Source organism: Psychrobacter sp. CX97, from assembly GCF_057396285.1.
Map to the genome: position 1 here is coordinate 69085 of NZ_JBXYJE010000012.1, position 13701 is coordinate 82785.

Here is a 13701-nt window from a genome sequence, read left to right on the forward strand (position 1 = left end):
CATCTTTAACTAATAACTAAAGTTCTTATGATGTATAAAAAATAATTATATATCATCCTAGTATATTTTAGTATGGCACCGATATTATCTAGATAATATTAATGGTTCACAGTCTAAGCTTGATTTTATCAAGTGGATACTATCCGTCATCATTATTCAGTAATTTATTTTAGGTAATTGATGAGTAAGTTATCTTAGTTTCCCTTAAAACACAATAGTATCAATAGTCAATTATTTTTCATTACATTACTTGATTTAACATAATGCAATTTTAGAAATGTGATGACTTAGTCTTTAAAGGGTACTATATACTTTGCTCAATCTTGCTATAATAAATTAAAGGCTGAAAAGCTTTGAAGTTTTATTTATAACTGGAGGTGGATAATGTCTAGCAAATCAAAGAAAATTGAACACACTGATGATGACTATATTACAGATGAAAAAGGTATTGAAAAATACGAAACAAAAAAGAAAAAGTCTGGTGCTAATATAGCGACTAAAGAAGCTATTGATGACGTATTATTGAAAGATTTGAAAGATGGCAATATCGATGGCATGTCGGAACATCTGCAATCGCTTATCGAAGATGCCTCTGCGGATGATTTAATTAAGCTTAAGAATTTATTTGCGAAACACGCCCTTGCTAACCATGTTAAAACAGGTTCAAAAAAAGATGACGAGTTGTCAGATAATTGGCGTGAAGGAGGATATCCTTATAAAAATCGTTTGTCACGTAAAAACTATGAAAAGCAAAAATATCATTTACAAGTTGAACTATTAAAACTGCAAAAGTGGGTTCGACAGAACGATCAGAAAGTGGTTATTATTTTTGAAGGTCGAGACGCAGCGGGTAAGGGGGGGTCAATCAAGCGATTCATGGAACACTTAAACCCACGGAGTGCCCGAGTTATTGCCCTTGAAAAGCCTACTGAGCGTGAAATGGGTCAGTGGTACTTTCAGCGTTACGTACAGCACTTACCTACATCGGGAGAGATGGTGTTTTTCGACCGTTCTTGGTACAACCGTGCCGGTGTTGAACGTGTTATGGGGTTCTGTACTGATGAGCAGTATGAGATGTTTATGAAGCAAGTGCCGGATTTCGAAAAACATCTTATCGAATCAGGCATTCACTTAATTAAGTTCTGGTTTTCAGTCAGTCGTGATGAACAGCGTCGCCGATTCAAGCAACGTGAAGCCCATCCTTTAAAACAGTGGAAATTATCACCCATTGATATGGCCTCATTGGATAAGTGGGATGATTATACTTTAGCTAAAGAAGCAATGTTTTATAACACAGATACTGCCGAATCGCCTTGGATTGTGATTAAGTCTGATTGTAAAAAGCGGGCTCGTTTGAATGCCATGCGTTATGTTTTAAATAAGCTGTCATACGATGGTAAAGATATGAAACAAGTGGGTAAACCAGACCCATTAATCGTTGGTCGTGCTGGTGCACTGTATGAGCTAGGCGAGAAAGATGATTTAGCGGTTGCTTAAATAGATATATTTCAAATATCCTATAAAAAATCCTGTCATTTTGAACTAACCCCCATAAGTTGGACACAACTTATGGGGTGTTTTTATGCGAATGCTAACGGATTTTGACGTCATATAATCTGTAGCCATAAGCATACTTTGATAGCGTTTTTCTTAATTATGCGCTTTTAGTAGTCATTAGATTTAATAATAGTTCCCTGATTTAATGTGTAAAAATGCCTTCTTTTAACCTTAAGATATCTACGCTACCCATATCCCAATCTTGATGGCTGATAATCACTAAAATGTCATCTTTTTGATGTTTTTGTATATTCTGCCACACCTGATTCTGAGTTTTATTATCGAGCCCAGCAAAAGGTTCATCGAGTAGTAAGACACGGCGTGGTTTTAACAAAAGCCTCGCTAGAGCGATACGCCTTGCCTGACCACCTGAAATAGCAGCGCCATACTCGCCGAGAGGCGTATCTAAACCTTGCGGCTGTGCCTGCAGCCAATTCGCTAATCCCACTTTTTCTAACGCTTCGACAAGTTCATTATCAGTGGCATCAGACTTACCTAGACGTAGATTAGCAGCTAAGCTTTGGTCAAAAATATCAAGCTGTTGACCCAAATAACCAAGTTGATCTTGCCAATCATAATCCTGCCATAGGGCACCATTTAAGAGGACTCTACCAGAAAGAACAGGCAGTTCGCACGCTAACATGTGTAGCAATGTAGATTTACCACAGCCAGATGGCCCTTTAATAATAAGAGGTGTGCCTGAGACAATATCAATATTCACATCTTGAGCACCTACCAAAGCATTAGAGATTTTCGCATAGACATGTTTTAACTCAGCGTACAATTTACCATTGGGTAATGGTGTCAATGGATTATTACCCCCTTTTTGTTCAGGTTGATTCACAAGCTGCTGGGCTTTATTACTCTCTGGAGAGCCGGAACTAGGTGTTAAAAGAGCGTTTAAACGGTTTTTAGCAGCAATACTATTACCGAGTGATAAGTAGTGCTGACCTAATGGGACAACGACTTCTTGAATACCTAATAAACCAAGGGTAACAGCGAGTACTAAGGGGACATCAATCGTTGAAGGATCTAGTTGACTTTGCGACTGTTTAGCGGCCGTAAATAACACCACCATTAAGCTTATATAAAACAGCCACTGGATGCCTAACATATAAAATGAGCGTCTTTTTTGTGCCTGCCACTCAAGCTCTTGTAAAGCAATATCTCGATCGGTATAGGGCTTGGTTTGGGCCTGCCATTGTTGCCATAGTAGTAACTGTGTGATGATAGATAACGGTGCGAGAAGTTTATGACGGCGTGATTCGGATATTGCTAACATCTGTTGGGCTTGATTAATACCCAAAATAGTGCCAAGTAGAGGCAATATCAAAGCGAATGCCAATAAAGAGAAAATAATAAGTTTTACTGGCAAAGGTAGTGGCAATACTATACCAATAAATAATGCTAATAAGACAACAGTAAGGGTGCTAATTAACCAAGGCGAAACCACACGCAAAATAAATTGGTCAAGTTTATCAATATCACTGACTAATCTATGCATATATTGTGAGGCATGCAGTGCATGACGTTGTTGTGATAGGGGTAGAGCAGCCATTTGATTAAAAAAGCGCAGCCTGAGTGTTTTCAATAAGTCAAATACTGCATGATGAGACACCATAAGTTCACCATAGCGGCCAGCAGTCCGAGCGATTGCTAGCATACGAATAATACCAGCAGGCAACATGTAATTAAACGTATGTGAACCTACTGCAACCATGCCTGCTAGAGCGGCACTAGTAATGAACCATCCAGAAACCATTAATAGAGCTATCATAGAAAGGGTAAAAACGAGACCTAAAATCCACGAAAACACCCATAAATCCAGTGATGGTTTAAACATATCCCGTAAGCGAAATACGGGCTGGATGCCTTGATAGCGGTCGTTTTTTATAGTCTCATTTGATTGGTTCATCTAACTACTCCAGAATTTGACAATGCTAGGGTAGCAGAGGTGTTCTGAACCGTAGGCTGAGCATCAATAGGCGACGTTATAGACAGCTTAACGACTTTATCAATCCAGTCTAATTGCTCAACTGCATGCGTGACCCAAATGACGGTTTTATTTCTGCTAAGGCGCTCTAATAAACGATTAATATGTTGTGCGGTATCTGGATCTAAATGCTCTGTGGGTTCATCAAGCAGCCAAAGGCTATCGTCACGTAGTAAAAGCTGGGCAATACCTAAGCGTTGTTGTTGCCCCCCTGACAAGCCTTGTCCCCTATCGCCAAGTTGGGTATCCATACCGTCTGGTAACCGTTGAATTAATTGCCATAATCCTACTACTTCAAGCGCATTAATTAATTGTTGTTCCGTTGCATTGGGGTTTGCTAAGAGCAGGTTATTACGTATGGTTATGGGCATCAGTGCTACTTGCTGAGCGAGATACCCCACATTTTGACGTATCATATCAGTATCAAAAGCTTTGTAAGGGAAGCTTTGATTACTATCAGAACTTACTAAGTAAATATCTCCCTCATATTTAACAAATCCCATTAGTGCTTGTAATAAGCTAGACTTACCGCTACCACTATCGCCGACCAAAGCCACTCTCTCGCCTGCTTTAATATCTAAGCTGACAGGCGCTAAGCGGGTTCTGTAAATGGGTAAGTCACTAACGTTTTTGTTTGATTGTGCCTTATGACTGTCATCTGCTGCTGTTAATATGGAACTATGAATACTTAGATGACGCAGTTGTAGTCCGAATGCTTTAGAAACATCAATGGTGTTAGACGTCTCTTCTTGATTAGCGGCTTTATGGTTGACAATGCTAACTGTGGACGTGCCGTTACTATCTATTTGGGTCGATTTAGATAACTGAGCTTGTTCGGCGGCAGTAATTATTGGTAGTAAGCTCTGCACAGCACCTTCAGCTTGTGCTTTTGCATGATAATCTGCTCCTAACTGGCGCAGCGGTAAGTAGAATTCAGGCGCCAGTAATAATATAAATAAAGCAGAAAAATAGTGAACAGGTATGTGACCTTTATCCCAAGGTAAAATACCTATCAATCCAAAGCCAAGATAAACCGCTACCAAAGCAATACTCAGTGCTGCTAATAACTCGAGTACAGCGCCATTTAAAAACGCAATTTTTAGTACCTCCATAGTACGGCGCCGATAGTCTTCACTGCTCACGGCAAGGTTGAGACTTGCTGTTTCAGTCGCTTGTAATCTCTTTAGGGTGGGCATACCGCGTACCCAGTCTAAAAAGCGTCCGCTTAACTGTGCTAGAGCGGTAAATTGATTTGCACTTTTACGTGCGGTTAAATGTCCGATTAAAATCATAAAAATAGGGACTAATGGAGCTGTCATCAGCAGTAGTATTGCAGCCAATAAACTTTGTGAGCCTACTGCGATTAATAAAATAAGGGGCGTGCTTGTGGCCACCTTTTTTTGTACGCTGAAGCTGCTTATAAATCCATCTAGCGCATCGGTTTGGTCGATTATTTGGCTAGATAAACTGCCATCGCTACCAAAGTGTTTTAAATTGGGGCCGAGAGCTGCCATAGTCGTTAATAGAGACTCTCGCAACTGGCTACGTAATTTAAGGCTAGCACGGCTACTGATTAACTGTCGTCCGCTATTAAGTAAAGGGCGCATTAGAAAACAAAATATAAGCCCTAAAAACCAGTAGTTAGAGACATCAGTTGATAAAGGAAAAGCATTGAAGTAGTTGGTAAGCCATGTACTAAAAATGCGAGCAAGCAAATAAGTCTGCCATACAAATAAGAGGGTGCTGACTACGGTAAGTAACCAAGCTAAATTGAGTGGACGACTGACCGTAGAGACAAGTTGCTTTAAAAACCGTTTTTCGGCGTTTGAGAGAGTTGCCATAAGGTTGTCTATCGCAAAGGATTGGCTACATATGTAGCATGAGTTTTTTATGTGTTATTGATTATAGAGACATACCTACTATTTTCAACAATGATTCGTACGATATATGATGCGTCAAGTGGCGTTACTCATTCAAGTTTTAGATTATCTAACTAGGTGTATTTAATCTTGATTATCAATCTTGCTTTATTTACCACTCAATAGTGACTGGTTAGTGTTCATTAATTTTTTATTTTCTTCTCAATATCGGCAGTAAACTGTTTGTTCATACACCCTATCACTGAGGTTATAAGCGATATGGGCACAATTGCTTAATCTAATGGATAAGTATTAGCCCATATAAAGGTTTTAACTAGTTGAACAGGTTAGGTTTTTAGTTCTTGAGTTAGGGTATGGCAAATAATATACTAATATGTATATTATCCGTTAAATGTGTATTGGTCTATTCTCACTATATAAATAAGCATTTCATTAAATTGTGAGGTGTTGATAGAGTCATTTATTGTTGGCTTCTTTAAAAATAGGGTAGTTTAGGGTGTAAATATGCCAGCAGCATATATATTTATTGCCGAAAATGATCACTTTTAAAGTCGTTAAATCTTATGGGTATGTAGGGCTTACAGTAGGGTTCAAAGTTAGATCATATAGTTAGTTAGAGGGATGATGGCTTTACGACACAAGGGGCATGTAAAGGTTATTTTCTTTATTCAACTAAGTATTGTTTAACCATCTATTAGGCCCTTCTTTTTAGGAGGTTTAGTATGATTACTGAACATCTAGTAGATATATCCCGCTTGCAGTTTGCGGTAACTGCACTTTACCACTTTTTATTTGTACCTTTAACCTTGGGCATGGTTTGGATTCTGGTTATCATGGAGTCTGTATATGTCTCTACGGGTAATCAGATATGGAAAGATATGACCAAATACTGGGGAAAGCTCTTCGGTATTAACTTTGCATTGGGGGTAACAACGGGTATCACAATGGAGTTCCAGTTTGGTACTAACTGGGCTTATTATTCACACTATGTGGGCGATATTTTTGGGGCACCTCTGGCAATTGAAGGTCTCATGGCATTCTTTTTAGAGTCCACCATGGTGGGTCTTTTCTTTTTTGGTTGGGACAGACTTTCACGAGCCCAGCATCTTGTGGTCACTATGCTAATGGCGCTAGGTACCAATTTATCAGCTCTATGGATTTTGATTGCCAATGGTTGGATGCAAAGTCCTGTTGGTGCAGCGTTTAACTACCAAACCATGCGAATGGAGATGGTCAGCTTCACTGAGATCCTATTTAATCCAGACGCTCAAAATAAATTTGTGCATACGGTATCGGCGGGCTATGTGGCTGCTTCCATGTTTGTTCTATCAATTTCCGCACTTTACTTGCTGAAAAAACGAGATGTAGCGTTTGCAAAGCGTAGCTTTCAAGTTGCTTCAGCATTCGGTATTGCCTCAATTCTAAGTGTCATTGTATTGGGAGACGAATCGGGTTATTCAATCGGCGCTGCACAGCAGACTAAAATGGCAACTATTGAAGCGATGTGGCACACCGAGCCAGCCCCAGCGGCGTTTAATTTAGTTGCCGGTATTAATGAGGCAGAAGGGAAAAACGATTGGCAAATCCAAATACCGTATGCAATGGGTATTATAGGTACTCGCTCTTTTGATAAAGAGATTCCGGGTATTCATGAGATTAAAGAGGTCAATCGGGAGCGTATTAAACATGGTATAGCCGCAGTTGGGCTACTTGAACAACTGCGTGAAAACCCTAAAGATGAGACGTTAAAGGCACAGTTTGAAGTCGTAAAAGATGATCTGGGCTTTGGGTTATTGCTCAAGAAATATACCGAAGATGTGTCACAAGCAACCCCTGAAATGATTCAAAAAGCGGTGGACGATACGATTCCTTCAGTGCTGCCTATGTTCTGGTCTTTTCGCGGTATGGTCGGCCTAGGCTTCTTAATGCTCGCCCTATTCATAGTCAGCATGTGGTCTACCGTTAAAGGTACTTTTGCTGAGAAAAAATGGTTATTAAGATGGGCAGTGATTATGCTACCTGCCCCTTGGATTGCCATTGAACTAGGCTGGTTTGTAGCGGAATATGGGCGTCAACCTTGGACTATCTATGGTGTGCTACCTACTCACTTATCAGTGACAAACTTTAGTGTGGCGAATGTCTATGGGTCGCTGGCTGGGTTTGTCGGTTTCTATACGATTCTACTTATCATTGAAGTTTACTTAATGGTTAAGTATGTAAAGCTAGGGCCAGCAAGTTTAGGTACCGGCCGTTATGATGGTGAGACACCACATGATGTTACTCCTGTTAGTGTCAAAGAGGAGATCGACCATGTTGTTTGATTATGAAACCCTAAAAATAATTTGGTGGTTACTTGTTGGCGCATTACTTATCGGCTTTGCTATTATGGATGGGCACGATATGGGTGTGTGTTCTCTGCTCCCTTTTGTCGGTAAGAATGATGATGAACGCCGTGTCATTGTCAATACAATAGGTCCTCATTGGGAAGGTAACCAAGTCTGGTTTATCACTGCTGGTGGTGCCCTATTTGCAGCTTGGCCAATGGTATATGCATTGGCATTTAGTGGCTTTTATTGGGCAATGATGGCGGTACTGTGGGCATTATTTTTCCGACCAGTTGGCTTTAAATATCGCAATTTGATTAAAGACCAACGGTGGCGTAACGCATGGGACTGGGGTCTGTTTGTTGGCTCATTCGTTCCAGCAGTGGTGTTCGGTGTGGCGTTTGGGAACCTATTTTTAGGGGTGCCGTTTAGCTTTGATAATACGATGCGCTCAACCTATACCGGTACGTTCTGGAATTTATTAAATCCATTCGCTATCCTCTGTGGTCTGGTTAGTGCCACTATGCTTATTATGCAGGGGGGGACTTTTCTGGCGCATCGAACTGAAAATGGAATTCAAGCACGCACAAAGAAATACACCATGATTACTGCGATAGCGATGGTGGTATTATTTGTCGCAGCAGGTTTCTGGATCCAGTCTATTGATGGCTACGCTATTGTATCGCAAATTGATCCCGCTGCTCAGCCGAACCCACTAACCAAAGAAGTGGTGCTGCAATCTGGTGCATGGATGGCAAACTTTGAGACGTACCCTTGGGCATGGGCATTCCCAGTACTGGGTGTAGTGATGCCGTTGATAACAGTAGCGTTATTAAAAGTAGGCAAAACCTTAACTGCCTTTGTCACTTCAAGCGTTGCTGTTCTTGGTGTCATTATGACAGCGGGTATTGCTTTGTTTCCATTTATTATGCCGTCATCAACCTATCCAAGTGCCAGCTTAACTATTTGGGATAGTGTGTCTAGTCATCTTACTTTGATGATTATGTTATATGTGGTGGTTCTATTACTCCCGCTTGTGGTTTTTTATACTGGCTGGGCCTATAGTGTGATGCGCGGTAAAGTTACCGTTGCTTATATACGTGAAAATGATCATACCGCATATTAATACCAAACCAAAAGCTAAAGGAGCTTTGACAAACTCGTTTAGCCTTAATTTTTGGCATTGGTATAACTAAATTTAAATATAAGATTAAATGGAGAACACTATATGTGGTACTTTGCTTGGATATTAGGATTAGGTTTTGCTGTCCTCCTTGCCATTGTTAACGCTATATGGCTGGAAAACGAGCAAGGTCGTCTAGATTCTGTTAAGGCCGAAAGGGAACGTAGAAAAAACCTGAATCGTGACTAATGATTGTCATTAAATTATCGTGAAATTTTTGATAAATGATGAATAGATAAAAAGTGAGCTCTTAAGGGTTCACTTTTTTTTGGTATGATATTGATAGCAGACCTTAGTAATAGCTGTTGGTATTGAAGGTTAACATAATATATAGTCATCACATTTAAAGCCTGTAACAGTAGTAGCCTATTCAAATGTATAACATCGACACATTTCTCGATGGCCTATAACAGCATTAAATTCAATTAACGAAAGCTACCACATTGTGAATGAGACTAACCCATTTAATTAATAAAAAGAGTTTTGATATGAGTACTAAAAATGAACAATTATTTTTACAAGCCAAAAAACATATTCCAGGTGGGGTTAATTCGCCAGTTCGTGCTTTTTCAGGCGTGGGCGGCACACCTATCTTTATACACAAAGCTGCCGGTAGCAAAATTTATGATACTGAAGATAACCCTTATATTGACTATGTTGGCTCGTGGGGTCCAATGATTTTAGGACACGCACATCCAAAAGTGATTAATGCTGTTAAAGCCGCTGCCGACGATGGTTTAAGCTTTGGTACACCGACGCCGTTTGAGACCACAATCGCTGATATCATTTGCAATATTGTACCGAGTGTTGATCTCATTCGTATGACCAACTCAGGTACGGAAGCGACTATGAGTGCCATCCGTTTGGCACGTGGATATACCGGCCGAGATAAAATTGTTAAGTTTGAAGGCTGTTATCATGGTCACTCAGATAGCTTATTGGTTAAGGCAGGCTCTGGCATGTTAGATATTGGCGAGCCGACATCAAAAGGGGTGCCCGCTGACTTTGCAAAACATACCATTACCCTGCCTTATAATAATCCCCAAGCCATCATAGAGTGCTTTGAGAAGTGGGGCGATGAGATAGCCTGTGTTATCGTTGAGCCAATCGCCGGTAATATGAACATGGTTATTCCAACGCAAGAGTTTCATAATACCTTACGTGCAGAGTGTACTAAAGGCGGGGCGGTACTTATATTTGATGAAGTAATGACCGGGTTTAGAGTAGGGTTAGGTGGTGCACAAGCTCACTTCGGTATAGATCCTGACTTAACCTGTTTTGGTAAGATTATTGGGGCAGGTTTGCCTGTCGGTGCATTTGGGGGTAAAAAAGATATCATGGAATGTATTGCCCCCATGGGCGGTGTATATCAAGCGGGCACGCTATCAGGCAATCCACTTGCTATGCGAGCTGGTATTGCCATGTTTGAGGACTTAACAGCGGATGGCTTTTACGATACAGTTGCTCAAAAGGTAGATTATTTAGTAGATGGCATTCAATCCGCAGCCGATAAACAGGGTATCAATTTACGTACCAATAAGCTTGGTGGTATGTTTGGGGTATTCTTTGTTAAAGATAGCCATATAGGTACGCCGCAAAATTTTGACGATGTTACCGCTTGCGATATGAATAAATTTAACACCTTTTTCCATGGTATGTTAGAGCGAGGCATTTATTTAGCGCCATCTGCTTATGAGGCCGGTTTTATGTCATCTAAACATTCAACTGAGGATTTAGACATTAGCATAAAAGCGGCTAAAGATGTATTTACTGAAATGGCTAAAAGCTAACACTATTTCAACGTACTGAGTCATTAAAAGGCCATCCAAATTTTGGATGGCCTTTTTGCGGTTGTTAATAAATCATGACGGCATATTATGTGTGAATAAACATGACAGGGTAATAAATAATGGGGCAAATCTAATAATATGATAAATCCAGTTAGATTTTATGTATATCAAGTTTTATTCTTATCAGTTTTTATTGTTCAATGTTAAGCTGAAAATTAAATTATCGTAAATTTAATACTGGTAAAGCTTCAACAACCTCCCAAAATTTAATTAAATTATAATTAGTCTCTAATTGCGTCTAAGTTACCTTGCCACTTTTTAGCATAAGTGATTTAATATTAGTGTCGTCCATTAACGTTAAATCTTTTGAACATAAAGTACCTAAAATTTTTTTAAAAAGTCTTTGAAAGAGTCTCTCACTCATCTTATCGTCCCCTTATTTTTACGCATTAGAGGTATCTTATTTTCACATGTCTACTAATTTTCTCGCTAATAATGAACTCATGGCCGCTATTGATATTGGCTCAAACAGTTTCCACCTTGCGATTGCTCGCTTAGATCATGGAGAAGTACGCAAAGTTGCGTCGATGTCTGAAAAGGTGCAACTAGCGGCAGGTCTAGATGAGAATGACATATTAGATGAAGACGCTCAGCAGCGTGGACTTGACTGTCTGACTAGATTTATGGGGCGTTTGGAGTCTGTATCCCCAGATAGACTGCGTATTGTTGCTACGAATGCGCTGCGTCAGGCCAAAAACTCTAAAGACTTTATTAGCCGTGCTAACAAAATCCTGCCAAAACCGATAGAGATTATTGCTGGGCGCGAAGAAGCCCGTTTAATTTATTTAGGGGTATCACATACGAATGCCAGTAGTGATAAGCGATTAGTCATTGATATTGGTGGTGGTTCAACCGAATTTATTATTGGTCAAGAGTTCGAGCCGATATTAACTGAAAGTTTGCAAATGGGCTGTGTTGCTTATACTAAGAAATACTTCGATGAGGGTGAGATTAATGAAAAGCAGTTTGATAAAGCCGTGGTTGCTGCTCGCAAAGAAATTCTAGCGATCAGTAGTGCCTACCAAAAAACAGGTTGGACGAGTGTGGTAGGCTCAAGTGGCACTATCAAAGCGGTGCGTAATGTGTTGGTATCCCAAGGTCTTACAGATGATCAAGAACGAATTACGTATCAAGGTGTAAAATCTTTACAACACCAACTGATTAAGTGTGGACATATTGATAATATCGATTTAGAAGGGGTTAAAGAGCATCGTAAAGCAGTTTTCCCCGCTGGCGTTGCGGTACTGCGTGCTACTATGAAAGTAATGGGGATAGATAAAATAACCTATTCAGATGGCGCTTTACGAGAAGGTGTCATGTATGACATGCTTGGTAGGTTTGCCAGTGAAGATGTCAGAGACAGAAGTGTTCAGGCTTTAATAGAACGTTATTCCGTTGATAAGATACAAGCAAAACGAGTTGTGAAAACCTGCCACCAGCTATTTCAGCAAGTTCAGCATCGTTTAGGGCTTAATAATGAAGATGCCGATTTATTACGGCGTGCTGCTTATTTACATGAAATAGGATTGGCTATTAGCCATAGCGGCTATCACCGTCATAGTGCCTATTTACTTGAGCATTCCGATGTACCAGGTTTTTCACAAGTCGATCAGATGCGCATGGCTCAACTGGTGCTTAATCATCGACGCAAGCTAAAAGCAGAGATGTTTGATCAGGCCCAGATGATCGGGGGGAGTAGCTTAGTTAATTTATGTTTATTATTACGCCTCGCTGTTTTAGCACACCACAGCCGTAGTGATAATGATCAAGATTTACTCTCTCTTTCTATAAAAGATAATGACCGATGGCAAATATGCCTTAATGCTTCTAGTGACTCTCGTCCATTAATATTTGCTGATTTAAATGAAGAAGTCGATCAGTTTAAGAGATGGGGGATTGATCTTATCGTTAATACCGAGAATGATGGCGGCTAGTTTAAGCACTGGCTAAGACACATAAATTAATCAATAAATCACTCATCAACAGGATGAATGATATATAATAAGTTTACAACTGTTCGCCAAGATTTAGAAAGAACCTAAAGTTGGCAGAGAGAAAAAAGGAAAATATAAGGATATATAATGAGTGTTGTTTGGGAAAGTGTTGGTTTAGCAAGACATACAAAGCGTCCTTTATTTATGGACTATGCTAGCCAGATATTTACAGAATTTGATGAATTGCACGGCGATAGAGCATTTGCTGACGATAGGGCTGTTATTGGTGGTTTAGCGAGATTTAATGGTGAGCCTGTCGTAATTATTGGACAACATCGGGGGCGTAGTACTCGTGAGCGTATTGCTCATAACTTTGGCATGGCATATCCAGAGGGTTACCGTAAAGCAATTCGATTAGTGAAGCTTGCTGAACGCTTTAATTTACCAGTTATGACTTTTATCGATACGCAGGGGGCTTATCCTGGTGTTGGGGCAGAAGAGCGTGGTCAAGCGCAGGCGATTGCAGAGAGTATTGCTACCTTTAGTAGCCTGAAAACGCCTATCATTGTCACGATTATTGGTGAAGGTGGCTCTGGCGGTGCACTGGCGATAGGCGTGGGCGATAAAGTAAATATGCTCCAAAATAGTATTTATTCCGTTATATCGCCAGAAGGCTGTGCTTCCATCTTATGGAAGACTGCTGAAAAAGCGTCTGAAGCATCTGATGCGTTGAAATTGAATGCAAGCAACTTGTATCAACTTGGATTGATCGATGCGGTCATTGAAGAAGGTAAGGGCGCTCATATTGACGCTAAACCCATAATGGATAAGCTTAAAAATCTATTAACAGAGCAACTAGCAGAATTAAAAGCATTGACTACTGATGAGTTAGTCGAGCAGCGTTATCAACGTTTAAAAGGCTTCGATTCCCTAGTAAGTCTGTAAGTTTTGCCTCGCTAGGCTTAACTGCGAAACTATTT

At 40.2% G+C, this 13701-nt stretch carries 9 protein-coding genes; 7 read left to right on the forward strand and 2 right to left on the reverse strand.

Features of this window, described 5'->3' with window-relative positions; translation table 11 throughout:
* Window positions 1-384 precede the first annotated feature (384 nt).
* Window positions 385-1497, forward strand: coding sequence for a polyphosphate kinase 2 (gene ppk2, locus AC2SLL_RS10195; RefSeq protein ID WP_486531585.1), 1113 nt, complete (start codon window positions 385-387; stop codon window positions 1495-1497).
* A 202-nt stretch (window positions 1498-1699) separates the two neighbouring features.
* Here ppk2 and AC2SLL_RS10200 read toward each other — a convergent pair whose 3' ends face one another.
* Window positions 1700-3472, reverse strand: a complete 1773-nt coding sequence (locus AC2SLL_RS10200; protein WP_486531586.1) for an amino acid ABC transporter ATP-binding/permease protein — start codon at window positions 3470-3472, stop codon at window positions 1700-1702.
* The gene (cydD, locus tag AC2SLL_RS10205) at window positions 3469-5391 is read right to left on the reverse strand and encodes a thiol reductant ABC exporter subunit CydD (protein ID WP_486531587.1); all 1923 of its coding nucleotides are present in this window, start codon (window positions 5389-5391) and stop codon (window positions 3469-3471) included. The genes AC2SLL_RS10200 and cydD overlap by 4 nt, the downstream gene beginning before the upstream one ends.
* Window positions 5392-6152: 761 nt before the next feature.
* Between cydD and AC2SLL_RS10210 the strand changes: the two genes are divergently transcribed.
* From AC2SLL_RS10210 to AC2SLL_RS10235, 6 genes are all read left to right on the forward strand, one after another.
* Window positions 6153-7751, forward strand: coding sequence for a cytochrome ubiquinol oxidase subunit I (locus tag AC2SLL_RS10210; protein WP_486531588.1), 1599 nt, complete (start codon window positions 6153-6155; stop codon window positions 7749-7751).
* Window positions 7744-8880, forward strand: coding sequence for a cytochrome d ubiquinol oxidase subunit II (cydB, locus tag AC2SLL_RS10215; RefSeq protein WP_486531615.1), 1137 nt, complete (start codon window positions 7744-7746; stop codon window positions 8878-8880). Before AC2SLL_RS10210 ends, cydB begins: the two co-directional genes overlap by 8 nt.
* Before the next feature lie 102 nt (window positions 8881-8982).
* Complete coding sequence (gene cydX / locus AC2SLL_RS10220) at window positions 8983-9126, forward strand: cytochrome bd-I oxidase subunit CydX (protein WP_486531589.1); 144 nt, start codon at window positions 8983-8985, stop codon at window positions 9124-9126.
* Window positions 9127-9425: 299 nt separating this feature from the next.
* Window positions 9426-10727 carry a glutamate-1-semialdehyde 2,1-aminomutase gene (hemL, locus tag AC2SLL_RS10225; RefSeq protein ID WP_486531590.1) on the forward strand — a complete coding sequence of 434 codons (1302 nt, stop codon included), beginning with the start codon at window positions 9426-9428 and terminating at the stop codon, window positions 10725-10727.
* Between the two features lie 470 nt (window positions 10728-11197).
* Complete coding sequence (ppx, locus tag AC2SLL_RS10230; protein ID WP_486531591.1) at window positions 11198-12721, forward strand: exopolyphosphatase; 1524 nt, start codon at window positions 11198-11200, stop codon at window positions 12719-12721.
* A 147-nt stretch (window positions 12722-12868) separates the two neighbouring features.
* Window positions 12869-13666 carry an acetyl-CoA carboxylase carboxyltransferase subunit alpha gene (locus AC2SLL_RS10235; protein ID WP_486531592.1) on the forward strand — a complete coding sequence of 266 codons (798 nt, stop codon included), beginning with the start codon at window positions 12869-12871 and terminating at the stop codon, window positions 13664-13666.
* Window positions 13667-13701 lie beyond the last annotated feature (35 nt).

What these genes read in the sequence shown, in the direction of transcription:
- ppk2 (WP_486531585.1), top strand. Translation starts at nt 385, where the DNA reads ATGTCTAGCAAATCAAAGAAAATTGAACACACTGATGATGACTATATT.
- AC2SLL_RS10200 (WP_486531586.1), bottom strand. Translation starts at nt 3,472, where the DNA reads ATGAACCAATCAAATGAGACTATAAAAAACGACCGCTATCAAGGCATC.
- cydD (WP_486531587.1), bottom strand. Translation starts at nt 5,391, where the DNA reads ATGGCAACTCTCTCAAACGCCGAAAAACGGTTTTTAAAGCAACTTGTC.
- AC2SLL_RS10210 (WP_486531588.1), top strand. Translation starts at nt 6,153, where the DNA reads ATGATTACTGAACATCTAGTAGATATATCCCGCTTGCAGTTTGCGGTA.
- cydX (WP_486531589.1), top strand. Translation starts at nt 8,983, where the DNA reads ATGTGGTACTTTGCTTGGATATTAGGATTAGGTTTTGCTGTCCTCCTT.
- hemL (WP_486531590.1), top strand. Translation starts at nt 9,426, where the DNA reads ATGAGTACTAAAAATGAACAATTATTTTTACAAGCCAAAAAACATATT.
- ppx (WP_486531591.1), top strand. Translation starts at nt 11,198, where the DNA reads ATGTCTACTAATTTTCTCGCTAATAATGAACTCATGGCCGCTATTGAT.
- AC2SLL_RS10235 (WP_486531592.1), top strand. Translation starts at nt 12,869, where the DNA reads ATGAGTGTTGTTTGGGAAAGTGTTGGTTTAGCAAGACATACAAAGCGT.